A 26,909-nucleotide genomic window follows, 5' to 3' on the forward strand; every position below is an offset into this window, starting at 1 on the left:
GAGCCTTCCGGCGTCATCACGCATGGTCAAGGCGCCAGCACCGACCGTGCAACCGCGTGCAACTTCGTAGACCGGTCGGTGCGCGGTTCTCTACGGTCCGTGACCGGAGCCACACGAGCCGGGGAGATGCCATGGCCAGACACAAGACGACGCAGGAAAGGCCCATTGTCCTGCCGGTGGGGTTCAACGCGTGGCTGCTCGATTGTGCTCCGGCCCCGGACTGCAAGGTGTGCGCCGCCAATTGGAGGCAGCTCACGGCCGCGAAGAACAAGGGCGACATTACGCAGGCCGCCAAGCACGCCGACGAGATCCGCTCACACGCTGCCGGAGTGCACTGATGGACATGCAGACGTACCGGGAGGGCCGGGCCAGGGCCACCGACGCCGCTGAGGCGATCCGGGCGGCCTTGGCCTCACTCGGCATCCCGGAGAGCGTCTGGGGAACCATCCGGCCAGTGGTCACGCACAGAGGGAGCCCGTACGTCCACCTGGGCATGGTTCGCGTGGAGGCAGCCGAGAAGATGGCCGAGGCCATGCGGGCCTCGGATCCCCAGTAACTGCCTTGTGAGTCCTCTCGGTTGTCAGTGCAGGATGAGACAATCCGACCATGAGTGAAGACGTGCGCTCGCGTGACGTCGAGCTGAGCGACGACGAGATGATCGGTGCCGCATCCGTGCTTATGGCCCAGCGTGGGCATGCGAAGGCAGCCGCTCTGATGCTGGACGTGTCAAGTGTCCGGATCGAGAGGCACTCCACCTACGAAGAGACGATGTCCTACTCCTTCGAGCGGGAGTACCAGGAAGTCATCCTTGAGCTAGAGCCGCACCTCATCCACAACACCGGCTATCTCCTCAACGACATCAAGTCAGCCTTCGAGACCGTCGGCGCTGGGTGCGGGCGGAACATCGATGACGTCCACATCCGCGAGGTCATCCCCAGGGTGGGCCCGAACTGGCGGGAGCAGTTGGCGCGCGAACTTAAGGGCGGATACCAGACGAACCATGCCCGTAAGGTCCGGCTGGAGCCCCGGCACCCGATCGAGGACGGCCTCCACTTCACGAACGAGTGGGAACAGCGGGTCTACCAGGTACTCAAGGAACAGCAAGCCCGGCTTCCCAGCAACGACACCATCGGGATCATGCCGCTCGGCGCGTTGCGGGTCCCCGGCCACACCTTTGAGCCGGATTTCCTGATCACCTATCGCGGACGTGTCGGCGTCATCGAGGTGGACGGGCCGCAGCACAAGAGCCGGGTGTCGGCCGACCGCAGCCGGGACCGGTTGTTCAAGCACGCCGGGGTCCGGGACGTAGACCGGCTCTGCGTCGAAGACAGCACGACGAAGGAAGAGGTCGAGAAGTTCGTGACCGACTTCCTCAAGCACCTGATCGACTGACCCGTTCGCGGGGTGGTCTCAGATGCGAGGGCGGCCCCGCCCATCTCATGATGGGTGGAGCCGTGTGTGCCCTGAAGATCGCCCGATCGGGCTATTCACGCAGGTCAGGACGGGACCGCAGCCACTTCGCCTCGTAGTGCATACCCGGCGGGATCTTCGCCACCGACTTGGCGAGCATGGGCTTCACGGGCGGCATCACCGGTAGATCCATGGTCCGATTCTGCGCGCATACGTCCGCCGGCGCCCGGTATGCGAGTGGCGCTGGGTGCGCCTACCGTGGCCGCATGGGTGCTGCGGTGGAACTGGAGGTGGCCGGCCGGACCGTACGGCTGTCCAGCCCGGACAAAGTCTTCTTCCCTGAGCGGGGCTTCACCAAGCTGGACCTAGCCCGGTACTACGCCTCCGTCGCCCCCGGCATTCTGCGCGCCCTGCGCAACCGGCCCACCACCCTGGAGCGCTACCCGGACGGGGTCGGCGGCGAGTGGTTCTACCAGAAGCGGGCCCCCAAGGGCATGCCCGACTGGATCCCGACCGCGCACATCACCTTCCCCAGCGGGCGCAGCGCCGACGAGATGTGCCCCACCGAGGAGGCCGCCGTGGTGTGGGCCGCCCAGTACGGCACCCTCACCTTCCACCCCTGGCCGGTGCGCGCCACCGACGTCGACCATCCCGACGAACTCCGCATCGACCTCGACCCGCAGCCCGGCACCGACTACGACGACGCCGTCCGCGCCGCCCGCGAACTGTGCGCCGTGCTCGACGAGTTCGGTGGGCTGCGCGGCTGGCCCAAGACCTCCGGCGGCCGTGGCCTGCACGTCTTCGTCCCCATCGAACCGCGCTGGACCTTCACCCAGGTGCGGCGCGCCGCGATCGCGGTCGGCCGTGAGATGGAACGCCGGATGCCGGACCACGTGACCATCAAGTGGTGGAAGGAGGAACGCGGGCGCCGTATCTTTCTCGACTACAACCAGACGGCTCGCGACCGCACCATCGCCTCCGCCTACTCCGTACGCCCCCGCCCGCACGCGCCCGTCTCGGCTCCGTTGCGCTGGGAGGAGGTCGGCGTGGCTCACCCCGCCGACTTCGACCTCGCCACCATGCCGGCCCGCTTCGCCGAACTCGGCGACGTCCACGCCGACATGGACGATCACGCCTACTCCCTGGACGCGCTGCTGGAGCTGGCCCGCCGCGACGAACACGACCACGGCCTGGGCGACCTGCCGTACCCGCCGGAGTACCCGAAGATGCCGGGCGAACCGAAACGGGTCCAGCCAAGCCGTGCGCGACGCGAGGCGACGTCCTAGCCGGCAGCGAGCGAGCACGGAGTACGGCACCGGCGGTCCCTCGTGCGGGCGAGCCCCGGCTCGTGTGAGGTCGAGGACGGACCACTCGGTGAACCGGCTGTGCCCGGACGCAGAGACGGGGCCGCGGGAGACGGCCCGGATGCGGCCGGGCGAGCCGCCGTCGAGGCCGGGCCGGGTGACGCTCCGCGACCATCTCGACGCTCTCCTCCGTGAGCCGGCAGCCGGTGAGCCGGTCGTACTCCTCCCCGTGCCCGCCGAAGGACACCAGCCGGCCGCCGCGCAGGGCGAGACCGCGCGCCGCGCACCGGTTTCCGCCGTACCGGAAACGGCCCCGCTCGCACCGGTCCGCAGCAGCGGGAAGCCGGTGTACGGGCACGCCCAGGCCGTGTGTAGTACGCATGGGGGCCCAGGAGCAGGAAGCCGCCGTCGGGCGGTGCTTGGGCCCGGGGGAATCGGGGGCAGCTCCGCGCGGCGCGCTCAGGTGCGTCTCGTACGGGGCGCCGTCGTCGACGGACACCTCCAGGACGTCCTGGGGATCGTCCCGGATCCGCTGCGGGGGCGGGTGTCGGGCGAGCGGCCAGTGGGGCCGGCGGGCCGCGTCGACCGAGCTGTGCAGGATGCGCCGGTGGCGGCAGGCACGCGACGCGAGCCGTCTTCCGGGGCCCGCGGGCCGCTGTTGTGCCACGTGGGGCGGTGGGCGCCCGGTTATCCTGACCGGCAGCCGCCGATGAGGAGTCCCGAAGTGACCGAGGGAGTGTCGCGTCCCACGCTGGAGGCCGTGGCCGCACGGGCCGGGGTGTCCCGGGCCACCGTGTCGCGGGTGGTCAACGGCGGGGACGGGGTACGGGAGCTCCTGGCCGAGCGGGTCCGGCAGGCCGTGGCGGAGCTGGGGTACGTGCCCAACCAGGCGGCGCGCAGCCTCGTCACCAAGCGGCACGACGCCGTCGCGGTCGTCATCGCCGAACCGGAGACCCGGGTCTTCGCCGACCCCTTCTTCGCCCTCCAACTGCGCGGCATCAGCAAGGAGCTGACCGCCCACGACAACCAGCTGGTGCTGCTGCTCACCGAGGGCCGGGACGACCACGCGCGCGTGGCCCGGTATCTCGCCGGAGGCCATGTGGACGGCGCGCTGGTGTTCTCCCTGCATCTGGACGACCCGCTGCCCGGGCTCATCCAGGACGCCGGTGTCCCCACCGTGTTCGGCGGGCGGCCCGGCTGGGGCGAGGGCGCCGACGGCTCGCCGGGCAGGAACGCGCAGGTGGTGTACGTCGACTGTGACAACCGGGGCGGGGCCCGCACGGCCGTACGGCATCTCGTGGACCTCGGCCGCAGACGCATCGCGCACCTCACCGGCGCCCTGGACCAGACCTCGGCGGTGGACCGGCTCGACGGCTACCGGGACGTCATGGACGACGTCCTGGGCGGAAGCGACCCCCGGCTGGTCGTGGAGAGCGACTTCACCCCGGCCGGCGGCGAGCGTGCCATGCGCCTGCTCCTCGACCGCTGCCCGGACGTGGACGCCGTGTTCGCCGCCAACGACCTCACCGCGCTCGGCGCCCTGCGCGTGCTGCGCGAGCACGGCCGGCGCGTGCCCGAGGACGTGGCCGTGATCGGCTTCGACGACATGGTGCCCGTCACCGAACAGACCGACCCGCCGCTCACGACGGTCCGTCAGGACATCGAGGAGATGGGCCGGCTGATGGCCCGCCTGCTGCTGCGGGGCCTGCCCGGTGGGCGCGGCCGGGAGGGGACCACGGCAGACGCACCGGCCGCATCGCACACATGGGCGACATCGGACGCCGGAATGATCCTGCCGACGACGCTGATACGCCGCGCGTCCGCGTAGCCACGGCGGGGCCGGCGACGGCGTGCGACCGCCCCCGCACCTGCGGCGCCCCCACGAGTACGGCGACCGCAGCTCCCCGGGGCGCGGGGCGGTATCGCCATGCGGCTCCGCCGCGTGGGCGCGAACGGCCACGACGGGGCCGCGGTCGGCCGGCGACCCGTGGCGCAACGGCGGGTCGCCGGCCTCCACCGCCTCGGCCCTCGGCGGCCGGCGCCTGCGCGGCCCGTGGCCGGGACGGGTCAGCCCTGCGGCGACTCGCTTCTGATCACCGCGAAGCGCACCCCGTACGGGTCCGCGAGCTTGGCCATGCGGCCCACGCCCTCCAGGCTCGTCGCGGGCATGCGCACCGTCCCGCCGAGCTGCCGGACCTTCTCGACCACGGCGTCGGTGTCCTCGACCTCGAAGTACGGCAGCCAGTACGGCCCGGCCTCCGCCTCGGCGGGGGCATCGGCCAGCGGCACCATACCGCCGAACATCGCGTCCTCCCCGGCACCACCCGGATTGACACAGGTGTACGTCCCGCCCGGGAAGGGCACGGCCGACGTCTCCAGGTCGAGCACCTGGTGATAGAAGGCGGCGGCCGCCGCGATGTCCCGCGTGTACAGCTCGACCCAGCACAGCGCGCCCGGTTCGTTCGCCACGTCCACGCCCTTGGTCCGGCCGGGCTGCCAGATCCCGAACGGCACGCCCGCCTGGTCGGCGAGGACCGCCATGTGTCCCTGGCCTATCACGTCCCTGGGCTGGGACAGCACCCTGCCGTGAGCCTGTTCGGCCGCCTCGGCGGTGGCCTGCGCGTCCTCGCTCTGGAAGTACACCCTCCAGGCCGGCGGGCCCTCCTCGGGGCCGGTCTGCATGCCGCCCGCGACGGTCCTGCCGTCCAGCTGGATGAAGCCGTAGCCGCCGGCGTCCGGTCCCGCCGACCGGAACTGCCAGCCGAAGAGACCGCCGTAGAAGGACAGGGCGCCGTCGATGTCGGGGGTTTGGATGTCGATCCAGTTCGGGGCGCCGTTGACGAAACGGGTGGTGAGCATGTTCGCCCTCCTCGGAAGGTCCCGTCCTGTGCACTGCCGAGTCTGGCATTGCCCACTGACAATCGCCGCCGGAGCACCACGACGCGCCGGACGGGAACCGTCCTCACCCTGGGTGACCGGATGTGTTCTCCCGGTTTCCCGCTTGTTCCGCGCGCCGCCGTGCGCGGGCGTGCGGGTCGGGGGCATCATCGGGGCGGCCGGAGGCCCTGACGGTGGCGTTGACCTCGCGTTGATCGAACGTTTTTCGCCGCGCGGCACGATCCTGGGCATGCACTTCGAAACCATCACCCCGGCCGACGACGGCTGGCAGGCACAGGCTCTGTGCGCGCAGACCGGGCCGGACTTCTTCTTCCCCGAGCCCGGCAGCTCGGTGCGCGAGGCGAAGCGCATCTGCGCCCTGTGCGAGCTGCGTCCGGCCTGCCTGGAGTACGCGCTCGCCCATGACGAGCGCTTCGGCGTCTGGGGTGGCCTGTCCGAGAAGGAGCGCCTCGCCCTCAGGCGCACCTCCCTCTGACCACCCCCGCCCGCACCGGCAGGCGTCAGCCGCCGGCGCGCGCCGCCATGCGGGCCTTGCGGGCGGCCAGCTTCTCGTCGAACTTGGTGGCCTCCGCGTCCAGGCCGCCCAGGAACACCCCGAGTTCCTCCTGCGCCTGGCGCCCCTCGGGGCCGAGGCCGTCGATCTCCATGACCTTCAGGAAACGCAGCACCGGCTGCAGCACGTCGTCGTGGTGGATGCGCAGGTTGTAGACCTCGCCGATGGCCATCTGCGCGGCGGCCCGCTCGAAGCCGGGGATGCCGTGGCCGGGCATCCGGAAGTTCACCACGACGTCCCGGACCGCCTGCATGGTCAGGTCGGGGGCGAGTTCGAAGGCGGCCTTCAGCAGGTTGCGGTAGAAGACCATGTGCAGGTTCTCGTCGGTCGCGATACGGGCGAGCATGCGGTCGCAGACCGGGTCGCCGGACTGGTGGCCGGTGTTGCGGTGCGAGATCCGGGTGGCCAGCTCCTGGAAGGCGACGTAGGCGACCGAGTGCAGCATCGAGTGCCGGTTGTCGGACTCGAAGCCCTCGCTCATGTGCGACATGCGGAACTGTTCCAGCTTGTCCGGGTCCACCGCGCGCGAGGTGAGCAGATAGTCGCGCATCACGATGCCGTGGCGGCCCTCCTCGGCCGTCCAGCGGTGCACCCAGGTGCCCCAGGCGCCGTCGCGGCCGAACAGCGAGGCGATCTCGTGGTGGTAGCTGGGCAGGTTGTCCTCGGTCAGCAGGTTGACCACGAGGGCGATGCGGCCGACCTCCGTGACCTTGGACTGCTCCTTGTCCCAGGCCTGACCGTCCTCGAACAGGCCCGGGAAGTTGCGGCCGTCGCTCCACGGCACGTACTCGTGCGGCATCCAGTCCTTGGCGACCTTCAGATGCCGGTTCAGCTCCTGCTCGACCACTTCCTCCAGCGCGTACAGCAGCCGCGCGTCGGTCCAGACGGACGGGCTGCCGAGGTGAGGGGAAGTGATCGTCACGGGAACTCCAGGGGGACGCCGAACAAAGGAAGGGAGAAGGGGATGCCCGGCGAGCGGTGCCGGGACCTACGAGATCGTAGGCTACGAACCCGTAGGTTACGAAGCCGTAGGTTAAGCCACCGTAAAGGGTGCTGATCAGGCGGCCTGGCTCAGCGCGCCGGGACCATGCCGAACAGCCCCGGGACCCGCGGGTCCCGGGGCTGTTCGGGCGGCGTGCCCGATCAGGCGTACAGCTCTCGAAGGCGTACCGAGAGGCAGGTCACACAGCCTTCGAGCTTCTCGAACTCGCTGATGTCCACCGTGACCACCTCATGGCCGAGGTCGGTCAGCAGCTCGGCGGTCTTCGGGGCGCTCGCGGCCATCAGCAGCTTGCTGCCGCCGAGCTGCACCACGTGCGAGCCGGACTCCTCCGGCACCGACAGGAAGCCCGGGAAGAGCGAGGGCCGGTCGACCTTGGGGATGTGCCCGATCACCGTGCCGTCCGGCAGCGCGGCCACCGCCGACTTCAGGTGCAGCACCTTGCTCACCGGTACGGCCACCACGCGCGCGCCCAGCGGCTCGAACGCGGCCCGCAGTTGCTGCACGCCGGCCGCGTTGGTCCGTCCGCCCCGGCCGACGTAGACCGTGCCGCCGACCTTCAGCACGTCACCGCCGTCCAGCGTGCCCGGATCCCAGATCCAGTTCACCGAGCAGCCGAGGCGGGCGACCGCCTCCTCGACGCCGGCGGTCTCCTCCCGCCGGGACTCGGCGCCGGGCCGGGTGATCAACGCCACGTTCCTGTACATGACGACGGTGTCCTCGACGAACACCGAGTCCGGGCAGTCGTCGGCCGGTTCGACCTCGATGGTCTCCCAGCCGTGTGTGCGCAGTGCTTCGACGTAGGCATCCCACTGCTCGACGGCGAGCCCGACGTCGACCTTCTCCCGCTCGACGTGCGTCACCAGGCCTTCGGCGAGGCGGGGGCTGGGGCGGCGGACGAGGGCCTTCTTGCTGGGCACGAGGGGCCTTTCGAATCGGTCGGGTCGATGGTGCGGCTTCCGGTGCCGGGGATGCGGCACCGGTCCGCCATCATGCAGGGCGCTCCGGTCAGGACAAAACCCTCGTTGTCAGGCTGTGGCCCTCCTGAGACGTCAGGTCCTAGGCCGAAGCGTCGATGTCCTCCGGTGAGATCTCCTTCAGTTCCCCCTCCTCCATCAGCAGCCAGCGGGTGATGCCGATCGACTCGAGGAACGGCAGGTCGTGGCTGGCCACGAGCAGCGCGCCCTCGTACGACTCCAGGGCCGAGGTCAGCTGCCGGACGCTGGCCATGTCGAGGTTGTTGGTCGGCTCGTCGAGCAGCAGCAGCTGGGGTGCGGGCTCGGCGAGCATCAGCGCGGCCAGGGCCGCCCGGAAGCGCTCGCCGCCCGACAGCGTGGCCGCCTTCTGGTCGGCCCGCGCGCCCCGGAACAGGAAGCGGGCCAGGCGGGCCCGGATCCGGTTGTTGGTGGTGCCCGGCGCGAACCGGGCCACGTTCTCGGCGACGGTCAGCGCGTCGTCGAGCACGTCCAGCCGCTGGGGCAGGAACCGCAGCGGGACATGCGCCCTCGCCTCGCCCGCCGCCGGATCCAGCTCCCCGGCGACGGTCCGCAGCAGCGTTGTCTTGCCGGCCCCGTTGCGGCCGACGAGCGCGATCCGCTCCGGGCCGCGCAGATCGAGGATGCCCTCGGCCCGCGCTCCGTAGGCCATCGCCAGGTTCTCCAGAGTGAGCACCTGCCGGCCGGGCGGTACGGCCGTGTACGGCAGGTCGACGCGGATCTCGTCGTCGTCCCGCACGGCCTCCACCGCGTCGTCCAGGCGCTCCCTGGCCTCGGCGAGCCGTTCCTCGTGCAGGATGCGGTGCTTGCCCGCGGACTCCTGGGCGGCCCGTTTGCGTGCGCCCATGACGATCTTCGGCTCGCGCTTGGAGTCCCACATCTTCTGCCCGTACCGCTTGCGGCGGGCCAGTTTGACCTGGGCGTCGGCCAGTTCGCGCTTCTGCTTGCGCACATCGGCCTCGGCGACGCGCACCATCCGCTCGGCGGCCTCCTGCTCGACGGCGAGGGCCTCCTCGTAGGCCGAGAAGTTGCCGCCGTACCAGGCGACCTCTCCGGAGCGCAGCTCCGCGATCTGGTCCACCAGGTCGAGCAGTTCCCGGTCGTGGCTGACCACGACCAGCACGCCCGGCCAAGTGGAGACCGCCTGGTAAAGCCGCCGGCGCGCGTACAGGTCGAGGTTGTTGGTCGGTTCGTCCAGCAGCAGGACGTCCGGGCGGCGCAGCAGCAGTGCGGCGAGCCGAAGCAGCACCGACTCGCCGCCGGACACCTCCCCGACGGTGCGGTCCAGGCCGATGTGGCCGAGGCCGAGTTCGCCGAGGGTGACCAGGGCGCGCTCCTCGACGTCCCAGTCGTCGCCGACCGTCTCGAAGTGCTCCTCGGCCACGTCGCCCGCCTCGATGGCGTGCAGCGCGGCCCGCCGGGCGGCGATGCCGAGGGCCTGATCGACGCGGAGGGTGGTGTCGAGGGTGACGTTCTGCGGGAGGTAGCCGACCTCGCCGGCCACCTTGACCGTGCCGTCGGCCTGGGTGAGTTCCCCGGCCAGCAGCTTCAACAGGGTCGACTTGCCGGATCCGTTGACGCCGACGAGCCCGGTCCTGCCGGGGCCGAAGGCGATGTCGAGGCCGTCGAAGACGGCGGTGCCGTCGGGCCAGGCGAAGGACAGGGAGGTACAGGTGAGGGAAGCGGACATGAGGGCCTCGCGAGGGGAGTGTGCGGTCGGGTGAACGCGTGTCGAGACACCGCGAGGCGGAAACCGAAGGTCTGGGCACTCAGGAGGCCACGGGAAAAGGCCTGTGCCGGAGGACGGCTCGGACGCCGAGGTCGTACGCCGCGCACACCTCACCGGTGCGACGCGGTGCCTCAGGACCTCAGACGAGCAACGTCCTTCTCCAATCGACGGCAACAGAACCGCTGTAACCGTACGAGGGGTCCACGGGGCTGTCAACGCGATTACGCCTCCCGGCCCGGACGAGGTGAGGGTGGAGCGGCGCGTGTCCAGCGAAGGGCACCGGAGCGCCTCCTCGGGCGGGGTCGGACATGACGGGGCCGGGGAAGGATGTCAGAGTGCCTCATGCCTTGAACGGACCGCCGGCCTTCGACGGTCACGGCAATGCGCCGATCTCCTTCACACGGGGCGCGGAGGGTGCGCCCCCCGGTGATGCCCCGGCACCCGTGGCGCTGACGGCGCTGTGGCACCGGGGCGAGGTCGTCATGGCGCACGACCGGTTCCGGAGGCACTGGGAACTGCCCGGCGGCACGATCGACCGGGGGAGAGCCCGCGTCGGGCAGCCGTGCGCGAACTGCTGGAGGAGAGCGGGCAGGAGCCGGACGGGCCGTTGCGGTTCGTCGGCTGGGCGGGGTTTCTGCTGGCGCCCGCGCAACGCGCCGAGTACGGCGCGCTGTTCACCGGTCCGGCCCTCGTCCGACGCCCGTTCGAGGCCAACGCGGAGATCGGCGCCATGTGCTGGTGTGACCTGAACGCGCCGCTGTCCGGCCGTGTTTCGGCCATCGACGTGCACCTCGCGCGGCTCACCCGGCCCACGGTCGCGGGGTGAGCCTGCCGAGCCTCCCGGTGCGCTCCGCGTGGTGCCTCGCACCGGTCGCATTCCCCGGCGTCCGCCCCGCGCGGGCCGACGCACATGTCGGATTCCTGCCAGCGTCCGCCCCGTCGCGGGTGTTTGGGTTGGCCCATGACGCTTCGGCACCCGCTGCACGAGTCCGCTCTCGCCTTCCGCGCCCTGCACGTGCCCGGCCGCCCGCTCGTCCTGCCGAACGCCTGGGACGCGGTCAGCGCCGCCGTCGTGGCCGAGGCCGGCGCCGCGGCCGTCGCGACCACCAGCGCCGGGCTCGCCTGGGCGCTCGGCGCCGCCGACGGCGACCGGCTGGACCGGGATCGCGCGCTGGAGGCCGTCGCCCGGATCACCGCCGCCGTACGCGTTCCGGTCAGCGCCGACATCGAGGGCGGTTACGCCGAGGAGCCGGCAGGGGTCGCCGGCACCGTCCGGGCCGTGCTCGCCGCAGGCGCGGTCGGCGTCAACATCGAGGACGCGCGGCACGGGGCGGGCGGTGAGCCGCTCAGGCCCGTCGCCGAGCAGGCCGAGCGGATCGCCGCGGCCCGCGAGGCCGCCGACGAGGCGGGCGTGCCGCTGTTCGTCAACGCCCGGATCGACACCTTCCTGCGCGGTGCCGGGGGAGTGGACGGCACCCTGGAACGGGCCGCGGCCTTCCTCGCCGCGGGCGCCGACGGGATCTTCGTCCCCGGGGCCGTCGACCCGGAGACGGTCGAGGCGCTCGTCGCGGGCATCGACGGTCCGGTCAACGTGATGGTGTTCCCCGGCGCGCCGTCGGTCGCCGAACTCGCCGCGCTCGGCGTCGCCCGGATCAGCGCGGGCGCCGGCCTCGCCCAGGCCGCCCACGCCCGGGTCCGCCACGCCGCGCGGGAACTGCTCGAAGCGGGGACGTACGGGGCGCTGGCCGGGGGGTACGACTACGGCGAGCTGAACGCACTGTTCACGCGTACGGGGGAATGACCGCACTGTCCACCACAGGGCGCTCCGGCTGCTCGCGCGGAGGGGCGCCGCACGCGCCGCTCACGCGCGCGTAGCGCTCAGCAGGCGTCCCGCATCAGCTCGGCCAAGCCGTGGTCCAGGTCGAGCTGGAGGTGTTCGAGGCCGGCGGGAACCAGTTCGTTGGCCGCTTCCAGGAACCGCCGTATCTCGCCCGAGCGGACGTGCACGACCGCGGTGCCCTCGGGGGCGTGGAACTCCAGCACCGTGCGGTCGTACCCGTACGGCCGCACACGGACGTCGCCGTGGCCCTCGGGGCCCTGCAGCCCGGCCGTCAGCAGCTCACGGGAGAAGGTCCAGCACACCTCGACACCCTCCAGGGTGGCCGGCGCCGGGAAGGTCATGCGGACGGCGAAGGGGTCGCGCCGCTCGTAGCGCAGCGTGGCGGGAATGCTCGGCATGCGCGGTGCGGCGGCGACGAGACGCGCCTCCACGGGCTGCTCGATGACGGTGGACAACGCCTTGCTCCCTCGTGACGGCTGGACTACGCCCGGATGTGCGGCACCCGGCACAGGAAGAGACGACGGAATCGGCCGAAGCGTGCACACGGAGAACAAGTGACCTCGGTCACCGCCTTCATGCGCAGTGCAGGCCGAAGGTTTCCTGTTCGCAAGGACCGCCGGCGTCACCTGCGTGGACCGCCGGCGGTCCTCTGGACGGCACCGGGGGTATGAGCTAGCTTCGCCCGCCATGAGGCGCTTGGGGAGCACGCGACGCAGGGGGCGGACGAGCGGGCTGGTGGCGGCGGGGGTGGCCTGCGGGGCGGCGCTGGCCGCGCTGACGGTACCGGTGGCCGAGGCCGGGCCGCTCGGGCCCGGGCAGGAGAGCGCACGACCGGCGGGCGTGCACTGGGAGGCGAAGGACCCCGGCACCCCGCAGATCCGCTTCCGGGGTCTCGCGGCCGTCGACCGGGACACCGCCTGGCTCGCCGGCACCGGCGGCACGGTGCTGCGTACCACGAACGGCGGCTCGACCTGGCGGGACGTCTCTCCGCCGGGGACGGCCGAGCTGCAGTTCCGGGACGTGCAGGCCTTCGACGCGCGGCGCGCGGTGGTGCTGGCCATCGGCGAGGGCGAGGCCTCCCGGGTATACCGCACCGACGACGGCGGAGCGACGTGGACGGAGTCCTTCCGCAACACCGACCCGAAGGCCTTCTACGACTGCCTCGCCTTCTTCGACCGCCGCCACGGCCTCGCCCTGAGCGACCCCGTCGACGGGAGGTTCCGCGCCCTGTCCACCAGCGACGGCGGCCGCTCCTGGCGGGTGCTGCCCTCGGACGGCATGCCGCCCGCTCTGGACGGCGAGGCGGGGTTCGCCGCGAGCGGCCAGTGCCTGGTCACCTCCGGCCCGAAGGACGTCTGGCTGGCCACCGGCGGCGGCGCCCACGCACGCGTGCTGCATTCCGCCGACCGCGGGCTGACCTGGACGGCCGCCGAGACACCCGTCCCGGCCGGCGATCCGGCCAAGGGCGTCTTCGCGCTCGCCTTCCGCGACCGCACCCACGGCATCGCGGTCGGCGGCGACTACCGCCCCGACCAGCCCTCCGCGCGGGCCGCCGCCGTCACCGGCGACGGGGGCCGCAGCTGGCGGTCCGCCACCACGTCCCCGCCCGCCTACCGCTCCGGCGCCGCCTGGCTCCCGCACAGCCGCACCGCCGCGCTCGCCGTCGGTCCCACCGGCACCGACCTCACCACCGACGGCGGCCGCAGCTGGCGGACCATTGACACCGGCTCCTATGACACCGTGACCTGCACCCCCGACCTGAGCTGCTGGGCGGCCGGCGAACAGGGGAGGGTGGGCCGCCTGGAACGCCGAGCCGACCGTCCGGCGCACAAGCCGACGTAAGGGCCCGCAAGGCGGGTACCCGTTCCCTGCCGCAAAGGAAGGGAGCGATCATGCCAGCCGGTTCCAGCCCCAAGCGCGAGCGTCAGTACGAGCACATCAAGAAGAGCGCGCAGGACCGGGGCGAGAGCGCCGGACGCGCCAAGGAGATCGCCGCGCGGACGGTGAACAAGGAACGCGCCCGTGCCGGCGAGTCCAAGACCGCCAGCCGCAGCTCGACTCAGGACATGTCGTCCGGCAAGCGCGGCGGCCAGCGATCGGGCAATCGGGCCGGCTCCCAGGGGCCGACCTATGACCAGCTGTACAACGAGGCGAAGCAGCGCGGCATCGAGGGCCGCTCGAACATGAACAAGAGCCAGCTGGAGCGTGCGCTGAACGCCAAGAAGAGCTGACCCCCGAGGTCAGCTCAGCGTCTGCCGGTGCTGCGCCAGTTCCGGGGCCGTCTTGGTGGCGATGAACTCCGTGACGCGGTACGCGCAGACACCGGCGACGGCGAACGGGTCGCCCGCGACGATCTCCTCGATGCGTGCGCGGTCCCCCGCGACGGCGAGGATCACCCCGCCGTCGCGGGGGTCCTTGCGCCCGGACGCCAGGAAGAAGCCCTTCTCGTACTGCTCCTCCAGCCACGCCACGTGGTCCGGCAGCAGGGCGTCCACGGCGTCGAGCGGCGCGGTGTAGGTCAGCTCCAGTACGAACATGATCGCGAGCCTACCCCCGGCTCGGACGATCGTCCGTGGCCCCGTACAGTCGTGGCCACCATGACGACCGTAGGCGTACCGGCGGGCTGGCCCGCGACCGAGGAAGAGGCCCGCGCCGTACAGGACGAACTGCGCGGACGGGTGGTGCTCGACGAGTCCGGACCGCCGCCCGGAACGGGCCATGTCACCGGTGTCGACGTCGCCTACGACGACGGTCTCGACCTGGTCGCCGCCGCGGCGGTCGTCCTCGACGCCGCCACGCTGGACGTCGTCGCCGAGGCGACGGCCGTAGGCCGGGTCTCCTTCCCGTACGTGCCCGGACTCCTCGCCTTCCGTGAGATCCCCACCGTCCGGGCCGCGCTGGACGCCCTGCCGTGCCCGCCGGGCCTGGTGGTCTGCGACGGCTACGGCCTCGCCCATCCGCGCCGCTTCGGTCTCGCGAGCCACCTGGGCGTCCTCACCGACCTGCCGACCATCGGCGTGGCCAAGAACCCGTTCACCTTCACCTACGACGACCCGCCCCCGGTACGGGGCGGTTCCGCGGCGCTGCTCGCGGGGAGCGAGGAGGTCGGGCGCGCGCTGCGCACCCGGGACGGTGTCAAGCCGGTCTTCGTCTCGGTCGGCCACCGGGTGAGCCTGGGCAACGCCCTGGCGCACACGCTGGCGCTGAGCCCGCGGTTCCGGCTGCCGGAGACCACGCGCAGGGCGGACGCCCTGTGCCGCCGGGCCCTTCGGGAGGCGGCAGGAGGCCTGACCGGCGTGGAGGGTCAGGACGCGACGACGCGCCAGGCGCCGACCTCCTGATACGCGGAGTCGTAGACGGCCGCACCGTCGCCGGGCTCAAGGACGTAATGGCGCAGGTTGCCGCCCCAGTAGCGCAGGATGCGCCCCAGCTCACCCGCCCGGTCCTGCGCCACCACACCCTCGTCCACGGTCACTTCGAGCACGAACTTCACGTCTTCTCCGCCTCCTTGGACTCCTGCAACCTGGGCTTCCATCGTCTCATTCAAGTGCTTGTTGGCACTCTGAGCCGATGACCGCGGCAGACAGGGGTTCTCCCTACGGGAAGCCTCAAATCGCAGGGAAGCCGACCGGGTGGCGGGAACCTCGCTGAGCGGCGGGAGCGCCGACTGCCGGCTAGCGGACCGCCGCCACCCGGAAGGTGATCCCCGCGGCGCGCAGCCGTTCGGTCAGCGCGTCGCCCATCGCCTGTGCCGTGGTGACCTGTCCGGCCGTCGGCGGGAGGTCGTCGAAGGCCAGGCTGAGAGCCGCCTCGGCGAACATCTTCGCCGTCTCGTCGTAGCCCGGATCACCGCCCGAGACCTCTGTGAACACGCGCCGGCCGCCGCCCTCGCCGACGAAGCGCACCGCGAACCAGCTGTTCGCCCGCTTCTCCGCGCTCGGCCCGTCCCCCGGCTTGAGCCGGTCCGACAGCCAGCGCCGCGCGGGCGGCAGCTGAGCGGCGGCCACCACCGTGCCGGCGGCGGCGACCCCGCCGAGGGCGACCGGGAGACGCTTCACCGCGGCGTAGTGGCGGTAGCGGAAGTCGGGGCCGTACCGCTCCAGCGCCTTCGCCGAACGGCGCACGATCTGCGGGTCGATGGTCGGCAGCGGCAGCGCCCACGCGCCGACGTCCTTGGCGAACCTCGGCGCGCCCGCCGGCGCGGTGACCCGGCGCCCCACCAGCCGAGGCTCGTGCCGGCCCCTCTCCCGCGCGGCGGCGAGCATCCGCCGGCCGCGGGCGGCCTGGTTCAGCGCCGAGGCGAGGGTGCCGCCGGAGAAGGCGGCGTCGGCGGTCACGTACCCGTCCACGGTCAGGGGCACGCCCTCCGGCAACTGCCGCACCGTGAAGTACACACCCAGATCGTGGGGTACGGAGTCGAAGCCACAGGCGTGCACCAGGCGCGCGCCCGTCTCACGCGCGCGTGCGTCGTGCCGGACGTACGTCAGGTCGACGAACTCCGGTTCACCGGTGAGGTCCAGGTAGTCGGCACCGGTGTCCGCGCAGGCGGCGACCAGTTCCTCGCCGTACAGCACGTACGGCCCTACGGTCGTGGCCACCACGCGCGCGTGTTCTGCGAGGGCGCGCAGGCTCGCCGGTTCGTCCACGTCGGCCCGCAGGACGCCGATGCCCGCGCCCCCGGGCAGACGCTCGCGGAGCCGCTCCAGCTTGCGTTCGTCACGGCCCGCGACCGCCCAGCGCAGCTCCTTCGGCGCGTGCGCGGCGAGATACTCCGCGGTCAGCGTGCCGACGAAGCCCGTCGCTCCGAAGAGCACGAGGTCGTAGGGACGGTCCGTCGTCTTTAGCCTGCTCATGACACTCCTTGGTCGTGCAGCCGGCGCCACTGTCGGTGGCTGAGGCTAGCGTGAGGGGGTGCGCACTCCGACGACCAGACCGGAGGAAGTTTGTGGCCGCACCGAGGAACATCCCGGAGAAATGGGCGAAGGTGCGAGGGTACGGCGGGGTTCGCCCGGTGGGCCGTACGGCGGCGGGCCTCCCTCACTCTCCCGGGTGATCCTGCGCGGTCCGGGCATTTGGCTAAGCGCTTGCTCGTTGAGGTCTTGTATCCGGTGGAACGTGTTCCTAGCATCACCGGTGTTACATCAGTTGTGTCACACACTTGGGAGCTGGACGCATGACGACGGCAGGGACGCCGACGACGCCGGGCACCGGCCCGCTCCGCGGCGTGCGCGTGGTGGAGCTGGCCGGTATCGGGCCGGGCCCGTTCGCCGCCATGCTCCTGGCCGACCTGGGCGCGGACGTGGTCCGGGTGGACCGGCCGGGCGGCCCGGGGCTCGCGATCGACCCCGCCTACGACGTCACCAACCGCAACAAGCGCTCGGTCGTGGTCGACCTGAAGGCGCCGGACGGCCCGGCCCGTGTCCTCGACCTCGCCGAACGGGCCGACATCCTCATCGAGGGCTACCGCCCGGGCGTCGCCGAGCGGCTCGGCGTCGGCCCTGAGGAGTGCCACGCCCGCAACCCCCGCCTGGTCTACGGCCGCATGACCGGCTGGGGCCAGGACGGCCCGCTCGCCCCCCGCGCCGGCCACGACGTGGCCTACATCGCGCTCACCGGCACACTCGGCATGATCGGCCACCCGGACGAGCCTCCGGCCGTCCCCGCCAACCTGCTCGGCGACTACGCGGGCGGCTCCCTCTACCTGGTCGTCGGCGTTCTCGCCGCCCTGCACCACGCGCGCGCGACCGGCGTCGGACAGGTCGTCGACGCCGCCATCGTCGACGGCACGGCCCACCTGTCCGCGATGATCCACGGCATGCTGGCCGCCGGCGGCTGGCAGGACCGGCGCGCCGCCAACCTCCTCGACGGCGGCTGCCCCTACTACGGCACCTACGAGACCGCCGACGGCGGATACATGGCGGTCGGCGCCCTGGAGAGCCGGTTCTACGAGGAGTTCCTGCGCCTGCTCGGCCTGGACGACCTGGCGCCGGCCCGCAAGGACTGGACCCGCTGGGGCGAGCTGCGCGAACGCGTCGCCGCCCGCTTCAGGTCCCGCACCCGGGACGAGTGGACGGCCGTCTTCGAGGGCTCCGACGCCTGTGTGGCCCCCGTCCTGTCCCTGCGCGAGGCCCCGCACCACCCGCATCTGGCCGCCCGCGGCACCTTCACCGACCACGGCGGGATCACCCAGCCCGCCCCCGCCCCCCGCTTCTCCGCGACCCCGACCGCCGTCCGCACCGGCCCGGCCCTGCCGGGCGCCGACACGGCGGCGGTGGCGCGGGACTGGGGCATACCCCACCTCGTGAACGACGACCTCGTCGCGGACGGCGACTGACCCCGGCCACCCGACGCCCCCCGCCCTCGGCGACCGACTCCCGCTCGGCCCACCCTCCCGAAAGGCACACCAGTGAGCACCGAAGCGTACGTGTACGACGCGATCCGCACCCCGCGCGGCCGCGGCAAGGCGAACGGCGCCCTGCACGGCACGAAGCCCATCGACCTGGTCGTCGGCCTCATCCACGAGATCCGCGACCGCTTCCCAGGCCTCGACCCGGCCGCGATCGACGACATCGTGCTCGGTGTCGTCGGACCGGTCGGCGACCAGGGCTCCGACATCGCCCGGATCGCCGCGATCGCCGCCGGACTGCCGGACACGGTCGCGGGCGTGCAGGAGAACCGCTTCTGTGCCTCCGGCCTGGAGGCCGTCAACCTGGCCGCCGCCAAGGTCCGTGCGGGCTGGGAGGACCTGGTCCTCGCGGGTGGTGTCGAGTCCATGTCCCGCGTCCCGATGGCCTCCGACGGCGGTGCCTGGTTCAACGACCCGATGACCAACCTCGCCGTCAACTTCGTGCCGCAGGGCATCGGCGCCGACCTCATCGCCACCATCGAGGGCTTCTCCCGCCGCGACGTCGACGAGTACGCGGCCCTGTCGCAGGAGCGTGCCGCCACCGCCTGGAAGGAGGGCCGTTTCGACCGCTCCGTCGTCCCCGTCAAGGACCGCAGCGGCCTGGTCGTCCTGGACCACGACGAGCACCCGCGGCCCGGCACCACCGCCGACTCGCTCGGCAAGCTCAAGCCGTCGTTCGCGGACATCGGCGAGCTGGGCGGCTTCGACGCCGTGGCGCTGCAGAAGTACCACTGGGTGGAGAAGATCGACCACGTCCACCACGCGGGCAACTCCTCCGGGATCGTGGACGGCGCATCGCTCGTCGCGATCGGGTCCAAGGAGGTCGGTGAGCGCCATGGCCTCACCCCGCGCGCGCGGATCGTCTCCGCGGCCGTCTCCGGTTCCGAGCCGACCATCATGCTCACCGGTCCCGCCCCCGCCACCCGCAAGGCCCTCGCCAAGGCCGGTCTCACCATCGACGACATCGACCTGGTCGAGATCAACGAGGCGTTCGCCGCGGTCGTGCTGCGCTTCGTGAAGGACATGGGTCTGTCGCTGGACAAGGTCAACGTCAACGGCGGCGCCATCGCCCTCGGCCACCCGCTCGGCGCGACCGGCGCCATGATCCTCGGCTCGCTCCTCGACGAACTCGAGCGCCAGGACAAGCGGTACGGCCTCGCCACGCTGTGCGTGGGCGGCGGCATGGGCATCGCCACGATCATCGAGCGCATCTGAACTCCCCGCGGAAACAAGCGACTTCAACGGAGACGACTGTCATGACCGAGAGCACCACCATCCGCTGGGAGCAGGACGACACCGGTGTCGTCACCCTCGTCCTGGACGATCCCCACCAGTCCGCGAACACCATGAACCAGGCGTTCCGCGACTCCCTCGCCACGATCACCGACCGGCTGGAGGCCGAGCAGGACTCCATTCGGGGCATCATCTTCACCTCCGCCAAGAAGACCTTCTTCGCGGGTGGCGACCTGCGCGACCTGATCCGGGTCACGCCCGAGACCGCGCAGGAACTGTTCGACGGCGGCCTCGCCATCAAGCGGAACCTGCGCCGCATCGAGACCCTCGGCAAGCCGGTCGTCGCCGCGATCAACGGCGCGGCCCTCGGCGGCGGCTTCGAACTGGCCCTCGCCTGCCACCACCGGGTCGCCCTCGACACCCCCGGCACCAAGATCGGCTGTCCCGAGGTCACCCTCGGCCTGCTCCCCGGCGGCGGTGGAGTCGTCCGCACCGTACGGCTGCTGGGCATCGCGGACGCCCTGCTGAAGGTGCTCCTGCAGGGCACGCAGTACAACGCGCGGCGCGCCCAGGAGAACGGCCTCGTCCACGAGGTCGCCGCCACGCCGGAGGAACTACTCGCCAGGGCCCGCGCCTTCATCGACGCCAACCCCGAGTCCCAGCAGCCCTGGGACAGGCCCGGCTACAAGATCCCCGGCGGCACCCCGGCCAACCCGAAGTTCGCCGCCAACCTGCCAGCATTCCCGGCCACCCTGCGCAAGCAGACGAACGGCGCGCCCTACCCGGCCCCGCGCAACATCCTCGCCGCGGCCGTCGAGGGATCCCAGGTCGACTTCGAGACCGCCCAGGTCATCGAGGCCCGCTACTTCGTGGAGCTGGCCGCCGGACAGACCTCGAAGAACATGATCCAGGCGTTCTTCTTCGACCTCCAGGCCGTCAATTCCGGCGCCAACCGGCCGAAGGGCATCGAGCCCCGCCAGGTCCGCAAGGTCGCCGTCCTCGGCGCCGGCATGATGGGCGCGGGCATCGCCTACTCGTGCGCCCGCGCCGGCATCGACGTCGTGCTGAAGGACGTCTCCCTGGAGGCGGCCGTCAAGGGCAAGGACTACTCCGGGAAGCTGTGCGCCAAGGCCGTCGCCAAGGGCCGTACCAGTCAGGAGAAGGCAGACGCGCTGCTCGCCCGCATCACGCCCACCGCAGAGGTGGCCGACCTCGCGGGCTGCGACGCGGTCATCGAGGCCGTCTTCGAGGACACGACCCTCAAGCACAAGGTGTTCCAGGAGATCGAGTCGGTCGTCGCCCCGGACGCGCTGCTGTGCTCCAACACCTCCACGCTGCCCATCACCAGGCTCGCCGAGGGCGTGGAGCGCCAGTCCGACTTCATCGGGCTGCACTTCTTCTCGCCCGTCGACAAGATGCCGCTGGTCGAGATCATCAAGGGCGAGCGCACCGGTGACGAGGCCCTCGCCCGGGCCTTCGACCTGGTCCGGCAGATCAACAAGACGCCGATCGTCGTCAACGACTCGCGCGGCTTCTTCACCTCCCGGGTGATCGGCCACTTCATCAACGAGGGTGTCGCCATGGTCGGCGAGGGCGTCGAGCCCGCCTCCGTGGAGCAGGCCGCAGCCCAGGCCGGCTACCCCGCCAAGGTGCTCTCCCTCATGGACGAGCTGACCCTCACGCTCCCGCGCAAGATCCGGAACGAGACCAGGCGGGCCGTGGAGGAGGCGGGCGGCACCTGGACCGCGCACCCGGCGGAGGCGGTCATCGACCGCATGGTCGACGAGTTCGGCCGCACCGGCCGCAGCGGCGGCGCCGGCTTCTACGACTACGCCGAGGACGGTAAGCGCGCGGGGCTCTGGCCGGGACTGCGCGAGCACTTCTCCAAGCCCGGATTCGAGATCCCGTTCCGGGACATGCAGGAGCGCATGCTCTTCGCCGAGGCGCTCGACACCGTACGTCTCCTCGAAGAGGGCGTGCTGACCTCCGTCGCCGACGCCAACATCGGCTCGATCCTCGGCATCGGCTTCCCCGGCTGGACCGGCGGTGTGCTCCAGTACATCAACGGCTACGAAGGCGGCCTGCCCGGTCTCGTGGCACGCGCGCGTGAACTCGCCGAGCGCTACGGGGAGCGCTTCGCCCCGCCCGCGCTGCTCGTGGAGAAGGCGGAGAAGGGGGAGCGGTTCAGCGATTCAGCCCGTTCCTGATCCGCTGAGCCAGTCACTCAGCTCTTCCCGCAGCGATCGCTGGAAGGTGGTCAGCAGCGCCTGCACCACCAAGGGGTGCATATGCGCCGACAGGGACCTCACATCCCGGGCGTCACGCTCCGCCACCTCGCCAAGGAAGAGCCGGGAGAGTTCGTGAGCCGCGGCGCGCGAGTGCTCCACGAGCACCTTGCGCGCCGCGAGGATCGCCTCCTGCGACAGCGGTACGTCGAGGAGCTGGACGCCGAGCCGGAGCAGCCCGGCGTCCACTCGGAACGTGTCGCCGTCACCCGGGACGACGACGTTCATCGCCGCGAGCCGCTCCACGTCCTCCTCGCCCAGCGGTCGTCCCGCCCGCCGCTCCAGTTCCCGGCGCGGCACCGTCTCCACCGCGTCCGGCGCCCAGGACGCGACCACCGCGCGGTGGATGGCCAGATCGTGCGGGGTGAGGTCCGGTGGCAGCTGCCGCAGATACCGCTCGATCGCGGCCAGGGTCATGCCCTGCTGCTGCAACTCCTCGATGAGGGCCAGCCGCGACACATGCCCGGGCCCGTAGTGACCCACCCGGCGCGGACCGATCACCGGCGGAGGCAGCAGCCCCTTGCTGCCGTAGAAGCGGACGGTGCGGACCGTGACGCCCGCCCGGGCGGCCAGCTCGTCGATGGTGAGGGGCGTGTCCTCGGCATCGGTCGTCATGTACAGCAGTATCGCTGTCCCACCATTGGTGTGAAACCCGCGAAGGCCATGTGAGAAGTACCGCTGTGTGACATGCGCCATCGCATACCGGAGGCTCACTCCGGGAAGCTGCTGCCTTGGTCTGTACCGCGACACAAGGGTGGTGCGGGCCAAGACCTGCACGAACCCCGGGCCCATGAGGTCCCGGGCGCACCAGGAAGTGGAACCACCCGTGAGCAAGGAAGCCGTGGAATCGGCACAGGCCACCACCCACCCCCAGGTGGCCCAGACGCCCGCGGACGCGGGCGACGCCGGCTACAGCAAGGACCTCAAGGCCCGTCACGTCAACATGATCGCCATCGGCGGCGCCATCGGCACCGGCCTCTTCCTGGGCGCCGGCGGCCGCCTGCACAACGCGGGCCCGGCGCTCGCCCTGGCCTATCTGGTCTGCGGAGTCTTCGCCTTCTTCGTGGTCCGCGCCCTCGGCGAGCTGGTCCTGTACCGCCCGTCCTCCGGCTCCTTCGTGAGCTACGCGCGCGAGTTCCTCGGCGAGAAGGGCGCCTACCTCGCCGGCTGGATGTACTTCCTGAACTGGTCGACCACCGGCATCGCCGACATCACCGCGATCGCGCTCTACACGCACTACTGGAGCATGTTCACCTCCATCCCCCAGTGGGCGCTGGCGCTGATCGCCCTCGCGGTGGTCCTCGCGCTGAACCTGATCTCGGTGAAGATCTTCGGTGAGATGGAGTTCTGGTTCGCGATCATCAAGGTCGCCACCCTGGTGGGCTTCATGTTCGTCGGCATCTTCCTGCTCGCCACCCAGCACGACGTCGACGGCACCAGGCCGGGCCTGAGCGTCATCAGCGATCACGGTGGCGTCTTCCCGCACGGCATGATGCCGGTCGTCCTGGTCATGCAGGGCGTGATCTTCGCCTACGCCGCCCTGGAACTGGTCGGCGTCGCCGCCGGCGAGACCGCCGAGCCGGAGAAGGTCGTCCCGCGCGCGGTGAACTCGATCATGTGGCGCGTCGGCCTGTTCTACGTCGGCTCCGTCGTGCTGCTCGCCCTGCTGCTGCCGGGCTCGGTGTACTCCGCCGAGCAGAGCCCGTTCGTGACCGTGCTGTCCAAGATCGGTGTCCCGGCGGCCGGCGACGTGATGAACCTGGTGGTGCTGACCGCCGCCATGTCCTCGCTGAACTCGGGCCTGTACTCCACCGGCCGCATCCTGCGCTCGATGGCGATGGCCGGTTCGGCGCCGAAGTTCACCGCCCGCATGAACCGCAGCCAGGTCCCCTACGGCGGCATCCTGCTGACCTGCGCGGTCTGTGTGCTCGGCGTCGGCCTGAACTACCTGATGCCCGGCCAGGCCTTCGAGATCGTGCTGAACGTCGCCTCCCTCGGGATCATCAGCACCTGGGTGATCATCATGCTCTGCCACCTGATCTTCGTCCGCCGCGCCCGCGCGGGCCTGGTGGCCCGGCCGCACTTCCAGCTGAAGTTCAGCCCGGTCACCGAGATCGCGACGATCACCTTCCTGCTGGTCTGCCTCGGCATGATGTGGAACGACCCCGAGGTCGGCCGCAAGACCCTGCTGCTCATCCCGGTCATCGGGGTCATGCTGGTCGCCGGCTGGTTCGGGGTGCGCCGCCGGGTGTCGAAGAACACCGACCGGGAGCTGTCCGAGCTCGCCGAGTAGCCGCGCGGAGACAGCTCAGCGCCACTGTCAGTGGCATCGCCTACGGTGGCGTCATGTCGGAGATCACATATGTCCGGGGTGACGCCACCGTTCCGTCGGTCAAGGGCGTCAAGCTGATCGCCCATGTCTGCAACGACATCGGTGGCTGGGGGAAGGGTTTCGTCCTGGCGCTCTCCCGGCGCTGGCCGGAACCCGAGGCGGCGTACCGCTCCTGGCACCGCGACCGCGCACGCAACGACTTCGGCCTGGGCGCGGTCCAACTGGTCCAGGTGGACCGTCACGTGTGGGTGGCCAACATGATCGGCCAGCGCGGGACCAGGACCGGCAGCAAGGGCGTCCCCGTCCGCTACGAGGCGATCGACACCGCCCTCGGCCGTCTCGCCGGCGAAGCGACCGAACTGGGCGCGTCCGTGCACATGCCCCGCATAGGCTGCGGTCTGGCGGGCGGCAGGTGGTCCCGCATAGAGCCCCTCATCACCGAACGGCTGGTGCGGCGGGGGATCTCGGTGACGGTGTACGACCACGGGGAGGGCGGCGGATGACCGGGCGGACCGATGTCCTGGTACTGGGCGGAGCGGGCGTGGACACGATCATCCAGGTCCCCGAACTGCCCCTGCCGTACGCCGACAGCTACATGATCGACTCCGGGATCCGCGCCCGGGCGGGGCAGACCGGCGACTTCGTCGCCCTGGGCCTGGCCGCGCTCGGCCTGGACACCCACCACCTGGACCTGCTCGGCGACGACCCCGAGGGCGACCTCGTCCGCGCCCTCCACCACGAGCACGGCATCGCCCTCACCGCGCTCCCACAGCCCGCCGGGACCAAGCGCGCGGTCAACCTCGTCGGCCCGGACGGCCGCCGCCTGTCCCTGTACGACACCAGCCGCGCCCGCCCCGGCGACCGCTTCCCCGAGGCCACCCTGCGCCGGCTGGCCGCGGCCAGCCGGCACGTCCACGTGACCATCGCGCAGCCGTGCGCCCACGCCCTGCCGGTCCTGCGCGAGACCGGCGTCCCGCTCTCCACGGACCTGCACGACTGGGACGGCGAGAACCCGTACCACGAGCCGTTCGCGCACACGGCCGACGTCGTCTTCCTGTCCGCCACCGCCCTGGCCGACCCCGAGCGGACCATGCGGGACATCGCCGAACGCGGCCGGGCCGAGACCGTCGTCGCCACTGCCGGAGCGGAGGGCGCGTATCTGCTGGCCGACGGCGAGCTGACCCGGATACCGGCGGTCGCCCCGCCCGCGCCGGTGGTCGACTCCAACGGCGCGGGCGACGCCTTCGCCGCCGCGTTCCTCTACGGCCGGCTCAGGGGCGAGCCACCCGAGCGATGCGCCCGGTACGGGGCGATCGCGGGGGCTCACGCGTGCACCGTCCCGGCCGCCCGCGCTGACGCGATAGGCCGGGACGATCTCCTCGAGCGGGCGGCCGAGGCAAGCCGGTAGGGCGCCCCGGGTCAGTGCCCGTGAACGTCGTTCGTGGCCTCGATCTTCTTCCACGACTTCGGCTGCGCGGCAGCCGTACCCGTCTTCACCAGGGACCGTGCCGCGGGTGCGGCCGGCTTCGACGGCTGGAACAGCCAGGTGTCGAACAGCGCGGAGAGGGGCTTGCCGGACACCTGTTCGGCGTACTTCTGGAAGTCGGCCACCGAGGCGTTGCCGTACGCGTGCTCCTTCGGCCAGCCCTTCAGGATCGCGAAGAAGGCGTCCTCACCGATCTCGTTGCGCAGCGCCTGGATGGCGGCCGCGCCCCGGTCGTAGACGGCGGCGTCGAACTGCCCGTCCGGGCCCGGGTCGCCGGGCTTGACCGTCCAGAACGCGTCGTCGGCCGGGTGCGAGGCGTATACGTGGTCGGCGAGTTCCTGCGTGGTGCCCTCGCCCTCGTGCTCGGACCACAGCCACTGCGCGTACCGTGCGAAGCCCTCGTTGACCCAGATGTCCTTCCAGCCCTTCAGCGACACGTCGTCGCCGTACCACTGGTGGGCCAGCTCGTGCACGACCACCGAGGTGTTGGAGCCGTTCGCGAACTGCTTCGGGCTGTAGTACACGCGGGTCTGGGTCTCCAGCGCGTACCCGGTGGTGGTGTTCGGCACGTACCCGCCGGCCGAACCGAACGGATACGGCCCGAAGTAGCCGCTCAGCCAGTCGACGATCTCCCCGGTGCGTTCCACGCTCGCCCGCGCGGCCCCGTCGTTGGCGCCGAGGTCCTTGCTGTAGGCGTTGACGACGGGCACTCCGCCGTCGGAGGTGCTGGTGGTGATGTCGAACTTCCCGAGGGCGAGCGTGGCCAGATACGTCGCCTGCGGCTTGTCCTGCCGCCAGTTGTAGCGGGTCCAGCCCAGCTTGGAACCGGTCGACTGCAGCGACCCGTTGGAGATGGCCTGGGTGCCGTCCGGGACGGCCACCGACACGTCGTAGGTCGCCTTGTCGCTCGGGTGGTCGTTGCTCGGGAACCACCACCACGCGGCCTCGGGCTGGTCGGCCGCGACCGCGCCGTCGGGCGTGCGGTGCCAGGTGGTGAAGCCGTACGCGCTCTTCGTCGAGGGCACCCCGCTGTAGCGGACGACCACCGTGATCGGCGTGCCCTTCGCAAGCGGTGTCTTCGGGGTGACCACCAGTTCGTGCTGGCCGGAGGAGGCGAAGGCCGCCTTGGCGCCGTTGACCCGGACCTCACTGACGTCCAGCAGGAAGTCCAGGTCGAAGCGGGACAGATCCTGCGTCGTCTTCGCCAGGATCGTGGCCGTGCCCTGCAACTCGTCCGTCTTCGGCTGGTACCGCAGCCTCAGGTCGTAGTGCGAGACGTCATAGCCGCCGTTGCCGTAGTACGGGTAGTAGGGGTCGCCGATCCCCGGCGCGCCGGGGGAGTGGCTCGCGGCCGATGCCGGGATCGCCAGCAGGAGGGAGGCCGCCGCGAGTGCGCCCGGCGCGATGATTCTGCGGTGCACGTCAGCTCCAAGTCGTC

Annotated in this window: 27 protein-coding genes; 17 read left to right on the top strand and 10 right to left on the bottom strand. The window is 71.5% G+C overall.

The features are described 5' to 3' along the window. The first annotated feature begins 131 nt into the window (after window positions 1–131). The 5 genes from ABZ079_RS22070 to ABZ079_RS22090 all read left to right on the top strand — a co-directional run bounded on the left by ABZ079_RS22070 (window position 132) and on the right by ABZ079_RS22090 (window position 4,542). The gene (locus ABZ079_RS22070; RefSeq protein ID WP_356941127.1) at window positions 132–338 is read left to right on the top strand and encodes a hypothetical protein; all 207 of its coding nucleotides are present in this window, start codon (window positions 132–134) and stop codon (window positions 336–338) included. After that, entirely contained in the window at window positions 338–556 is a 219-nt protein-coding gene (locus ABZ079_RS22075) for a hypothetical protein (RefSeq protein WP_356941128.1), read from the top strand. The genes ABZ079_RS22070 and ABZ079_RS22075 overlap by 1 nt, the downstream gene beginning before the upstream one ends. A 50-nt stretch (window positions 557–606) precedes the next feature. Next, window positions 607–1,392 (top strand): hypothetical protein, encoded by a 786-nt coding sequence (locus ABZ079_RS22080; RefSeq protein ID WP_356941129.1) that lies wholly within the window; start codon window positions 607–609, stop codon window positions 1,390–1,392. A gap of 284 nt (window positions 1,393–1,676) precedes the next feature. Then, a complete protein-coding gene (gene ligD / locus ABZ079_RS22085) occupies window positions 1,677–2,696 on the top strand; it encodes a non-homologous end-joining DNA ligase (protein WP_356941130.1) in 1,020 nt (339 codons plus the stop codon). Between the two features lie 742 nt (window positions 2,697–3,438). Beyond that, complete coding sequence (locus ABZ079_RS22090) at window positions 3,439–4,542, top strand: LacI family DNA-binding transcriptional regulator (RefSeq protein ID WP_356941131.1); 1,104 nt, start codon at window positions 3,439–3,441, stop codon at window positions 4,540–4,542. A gap of 239 nt (window positions 4,543–4,781) precedes the next feature. On the opposite strand, the gene ABZ079_RS22095 is transcribed toward ABZ079_RS22090, so the two are convergent. Continuing rightward, window positions 4,782–5,573 (bottom strand): VOC family protein, encoded by a 792-nt coding sequence (locus ABZ079_RS22095; RefSeq protein ID WP_356941132.1) that lies wholly within the window; start codon window positions 5,571–5,573, stop codon window positions 4,782–4,784. Between the two features lie 268 nt (window positions 5,574–5,841). Between ABZ079_RS22095 and ABZ079_RS22100 the strand changes: the two genes are divergently transcribed. Further along, entirely contained in the window at window positions 5,842–6,087 is a 246-nt protein-coding gene (locus ABZ079_RS22100; RefSeq protein WP_356941133.1) for a WhiB family transcriptional regulator, read from the top strand. A 25-nt stretch (window positions 6,088–6,112) separates the two neighbouring features. Here the strand turns inward: ABZ079_RS22100 and ABZ079_RS22105 are convergent, their stop codons facing one another. The 3 genes from ABZ079_RS22105 to ABZ079_RS22115 all read right to left on the bottom strand — a co-directional run bounded on the left by ABZ079_RS22105 (window position 6,113) and on the right by ABZ079_RS22115 (window position 9,850). Beyond that, complete coding sequence (locus ABZ079_RS22105) at window positions 6,113–7,087, bottom strand: acyl-ACP desaturase (RefSeq protein WP_356941134.1); 975 nt, start codon at window positions 7,085–7,087, stop codon at window positions 6,113–6,115. A 221-nt stretch (window positions 7,088–7,308) separates the two neighbouring features. After that, complete coding sequence (gene ddaH / locus ABZ079_RS22110; protein WP_356941135.1) at window positions 7,309–8,085, bottom strand: dimethylargininase; 777 nt, start codon at window positions 8,083–8,085, stop codon at window positions 7,309–7,311. Window positions 8,086–8,224: 139 nt separating this feature from the next. After that, on the bottom strand, window positions 8,225–9,850 hold the full coding sequence (locus tag ABZ079_RS22115) for an ABC-F family ATP-binding cassette domain-containing protein (RefSeq protein ID WP_356941136.1): 1,626 nt from the start codon (window positions 9,848–9,850) through the stop codon (window positions 8,225–8,227). A 601-nt stretch (window positions 9,851–10,451) separates the two neighbouring features. Here ABZ079_RS22115 and ABZ079_RS22120 point away from each other — a divergent pair. Further along, the gene (locus ABZ079_RS22120) at window positions 10,452–10,715 is read left to right on the top strand and encodes a hypothetical protein (RefSeq protein WP_356941137.1); all 264 of its coding nucleotides are present in this window, start codon (window positions 10,452–10,454) and stop codon (window positions 10,713–10,715) included. 135 nt (window positions 10,716–10,850) lie between these two features. Further along, window positions 10,851–11,690, top strand: a complete 840-nt coding sequence (locus ABZ079_RS22125; protein WP_356941138.1) for an isocitrate lyase/phosphoenolpyruvate mutase family protein — start codon at window positions 10,851–10,853, stop codon at window positions 11,688–11,690. A 77-nt stretch (window positions 11,691–11,767) separates the two neighbouring features. Here ABZ079_RS22125 and ABZ079_RS22130 read toward each other — a convergent pair whose 3' ends face one another. Next, complete coding sequence (locus ABZ079_RS22130; RefSeq protein ID WP_356941139.1) at window positions 11,768–12,184, bottom strand: SsgA family sporulation/cell division regulator; 417 nt, start codon at window positions 12,182–12,184, stop codon at window positions 11,768–11,770. A gap of 232 nt (window positions 12,185–12,416) precedes the next feature. On the opposite strand from ABZ079_RS22130, the gene ABZ079_RS22135 reads away from it, so the two are divergent. Next, entirely contained in the window at window positions 12,417–13,571 is a 1,155-nt protein-coding gene (locus ABZ079_RS22135; protein ID WP_356941140.1) for an oxidoreductase, read from the top strand. Window positions 13,572–13,621: 50 nt separating this feature from the next. After that, on the top strand, window positions 13,622–13,960 hold the full coding sequence (locus ABZ079_RS22140; RefSeq protein WP_356941141.1) for a plasmid stabilization protein: 339 nt from the start codon (window positions 13,622–13,624) through the stop codon (window positions 13,958–13,960). Between the two features lie 9 nt (window positions 13,961–13,969). Here the strand turns inward: ABZ079_RS22140 and ABZ079_RS22145 are convergent, their stop codons facing one another. Then, the gene (locus tag ABZ079_RS22145) at window positions 13,970–14,266 is read right to left on the bottom strand and encodes a YciI family protein (protein WP_356941142.1); all 297 of its coding nucleotides are present in this window, start codon (window positions 14,264–14,266) and stop codon (window positions 13,970–13,972) included. A gap of 60 nt (window positions 14,267–14,326) precedes the next feature. On the opposite strand from ABZ079_RS22145, the gene ABZ079_RS22150 reads away from it, so the two are divergent. Then, window positions 14,327–15,070, top strand: coding sequence for an endonuclease V (locus ABZ079_RS22150; RefSeq protein ID WP_356941143.1), 744 nt, complete (start codon window positions 14,327–14,329; stop codon window positions 15,068–15,070). On the opposite strand, the gene ABZ079_RS22155 is transcribed toward ABZ079_RS22150, so the two are convergent. Beyond that, a complete protein-coding gene (locus ABZ079_RS22155) occupies window positions 15,034–15,222 on the bottom strand; it encodes a hypothetical protein (RefSeq protein ID WP_356941144.1) in 189 nt (62 codons plus the stop codon). The two genes, ABZ079_RS22150 and ABZ079_RS22155, sit on opposite strands and share 37 nt — an antisense overlap. 181 nt (window positions 15,223–15,403) lie before the next feature. After that, complete coding sequence (locus ABZ079_RS22160; protein ID WP_356941145.1) at window positions 15,404–16,582, bottom strand: saccharopine dehydrogenase NADP-binding domain-containing protein; 1,179 nt, start codon at window positions 16,580–16,582, stop codon at window positions 15,404–15,406. Between the two features lie 320 nt (window positions 16,583–16,902). Between ABZ079_RS22160 and ABZ079_RS22165 the strand changes: the two genes are divergently transcribed. The 3 genes from ABZ079_RS22165 to ABZ079_RS22175 all read left to right on the top strand — a co-directional run bounded on the left by ABZ079_RS22165 (window position 16,903) and on the right by ABZ079_RS22175 (window position 21,575). Next, entirely contained in the window at window positions 16,903–18,063 is a 1,161-nt protein-coding gene (locus ABZ079_RS22165; protein WP_356941146.1) for a CaiB/BaiF CoA-transferase family protein, read from the top strand. A 72-nt stretch (window positions 18,064–18,135) separates the two neighbouring features. Next, entirely contained in the window at window positions 18,136–19,350 is a 1,215-nt protein-coding gene (locus tag ABZ079_RS22170; protein ID WP_356941147.1) for an acetyl-CoA C-acetyltransferase, read from the top strand. A gap of 41 nt (window positions 19,351–19,391) precedes the next feature. After that, window positions 19,392–21,575 (top strand): 3-hydroxyacyl-CoA dehydrogenase NAD-binding domain-containing protein, encoded by a 2,184-nt coding sequence (locus tag ABZ079_RS22175; protein WP_356941148.1) that lies wholly within the window; start codon window positions 19,392–19,394, stop codon window positions 21,573–21,575. Here ABZ079_RS22175 and ABZ079_RS22180 read toward each other — a convergent pair. Continuing rightward, entirely contained in the window at window positions 21,561–22,268 is a 708-nt protein-coding gene (locus ABZ079_RS22180; protein WP_356941149.1) for a MerR family transcriptional regulator, read from the bottom strand. The two genes, ABZ079_RS22175 and ABZ079_RS22180, sit on opposite strands and share 15 nt — an antisense overlap. 211 nt (window positions 22,269–22,479) lie before the next feature. Here ABZ079_RS22180 and ABZ079_RS22185 point away from each other — a divergent pair, with 211 nt between their 5' ends. The 3 genes from ABZ079_RS22185 to ABZ079_RS22195 are packed head-to-tail and all read left to right on the top strand — an operon-like array spanning window position 22,480 to window position 25,393. Next, window positions 22,480–23,946, top strand: coding sequence for an amino acid permease (locus tag ABZ079_RS22185; RefSeq protein ID WP_356941150.1), 1,467 nt, complete (start codon window positions 22,480–22,482; stop codon window positions 23,944–23,946). Between the two features lie 53 nt (window positions 23,947–23,999). Continuing rightward, window positions 24,000–24,488, top strand: coding sequence for a macro domain-containing protein (locus ABZ079_RS22190; RefSeq protein WP_356941151.1), 489 nt, complete (start codon window positions 24,000–24,002; stop codon window positions 24,486–24,488). Beyond that, window positions 24,485–25,393 carry a PfkB family carbohydrate kinase gene (locus ABZ079_RS22195; RefSeq protein WP_356941152.1) on the top strand — a complete coding sequence of 303 codons (909 nt, stop codon included), beginning with the start codon at window positions 24,485–24,487 and terminating at the stop codon, window positions 25,391–25,393. Before ABZ079_RS22190 ends, ABZ079_RS22195 begins: the two co-directional genes overlap by 4 nt. An 11-nt stretch (window positions 25,394–25,404) precedes the next feature. Here the strand turns inward: ABZ079_RS22195 and ABZ079_RS22200 are convergent, their stop codons facing one another. Then, a complete protein-coding gene (locus ABZ079_RS22200) occupies window positions 25,405–26,892 on the bottom strand; it encodes a M1 family metallopeptidase (protein ID WP_356941153.1) in 1,488 nt (495 codons plus the stop codon). Window positions 26,893–26,909: the final 17 nt, after the last annotated feature.

This window comes from Streptomyces sp. NPDC006314 (assembly GCF_040613075.1).
Classification (GTDB): Bacteria; Actinomycetota; Actinomycetes; order Streptomycetales; family Streptomycetaceae; genus Streptomyces.

Excerpts from the sequence above, each read along its gene's own strand:
- ABZ079_RS22070 (WP_356941127.1), top strand. The coding sequence starts at position 132 with ATGGCCAGACACAAGACGACGCAGGAAAGGCCCATTGTCCTGCCGGTG.
- ABZ079_RS22075 (WP_356941128.1), top strand. The coding sequence starts at position 338 with ATGGACATGCAGACGTACCGGGAGGGCCGGGCCAGGGCCACCGACGCC.
- ABZ079_RS22080 (WP_356941129.1), top strand. The coding sequence starts at position 607 with ATGAGTGAAGACGTGCGCTCGCGTGACGTCGAGCTGAGCGACGACGAG.
- ligD (WP_356941130.1), top strand. The coding sequence starts at position 1,677 with ATGGGTGCTGCGGTGGAACTGGAGGTGGCCGGCCGGACCGTACGGCTG.
- ABZ079_RS22095 (WP_356941132.1), bottom strand. The coding sequence starts at position 5,573 with ATGCTCACCACCCGTTTCGTCAACGGCGCCCCGAACTGGATCGACATC.
- ABZ079_RS22100 (WP_356941133.1), top strand. The coding sequence starts at position 5,842 with ATGCACTTCGAAACCATCACCCCGGCCGACGACGGCTGGCAGGCACAG.
- ABZ079_RS22115 (WP_356941136.1), bottom strand. The coding sequence starts at position 9,850 with ATGTCCGCTTCCCTCACCTGTACCTCCCTGTCCTTCGCCTGGCCCGAC.
- ABZ079_RS22125 (WP_356941138.1), top strand. The coding sequence starts at position 10,851 with ATGACGCTTCGGCACCCGCTGCACGAGTCCGCTCTCGCCTTCCGCGCC.
- ABZ079_RS22135 (WP_356941140.1), top strand. The coding sequence starts at position 12,417 with ATGAGGCGCTTGGGGAGCACGCGACGCAGGGGGCGGACGAGCGGGCTG.
- ABZ079_RS22140 (WP_356941141.1), top strand. The coding sequence starts at position 13,622 with ATGCCAGCCGGTTCCAGCCCCAAGCGCGAGCGTCAGTACGAGCACATC.
- ABZ079_RS22145 (WP_356941142.1), bottom strand. The coding sequence starts at position 14,266 with ATGTTCGTACTGGAGCTGACCTACACCGCGCCGCTCGACGCCGTGGAC.
- ABZ079_RS22150 (WP_356941143.1), top strand. The coding sequence starts at position 14,327 with ATGACGACCGTAGGCGTACCGGCGGGCTGGCCCGCGACCGAGGAAGAG.
- ABZ079_RS22160 (WP_356941145.1), bottom strand. The coding sequence starts at position 16,582 with ATGAGCAGGCTAAAGACGACGGACCGTCCCTACGACCTCGTGCTCTTC.
- ABZ079_RS22165 (WP_356941146.1), top strand. The coding sequence starts at position 16,903 with ATGACGACGGCAGGGACGCCGACGACGCCGGGCACCGGCCCGCTCCGC.
- ABZ079_RS22175 (WP_356941148.1), top strand. The coding sequence starts at position 19,392 with ATGACCGAGAGCACCACCATCCGCTGGGAGCAGGACGACACCGGTGTC.
- ABZ079_RS22180 (WP_356941149.1), bottom strand. The coding sequence starts at position 22,268 with ATGACGACCGATGCCGAGGACACGCCCCTCACCATCGACGAGCTGGCC.
- ABZ079_RS22190 (WP_356941151.1), top strand. The coding sequence starts at position 24,000 with ATGTCGGAGATCACATATGTCCGGGGTGACGCCACCGTTCCGTCGGTC.
- ABZ079_RS22195 (WP_356941152.1), top strand. The coding sequence starts at position 24,485 with ATGACCGGGCGGACCGATGTCCTGGTACTGGGCGGAGCGGGCGTGGAC.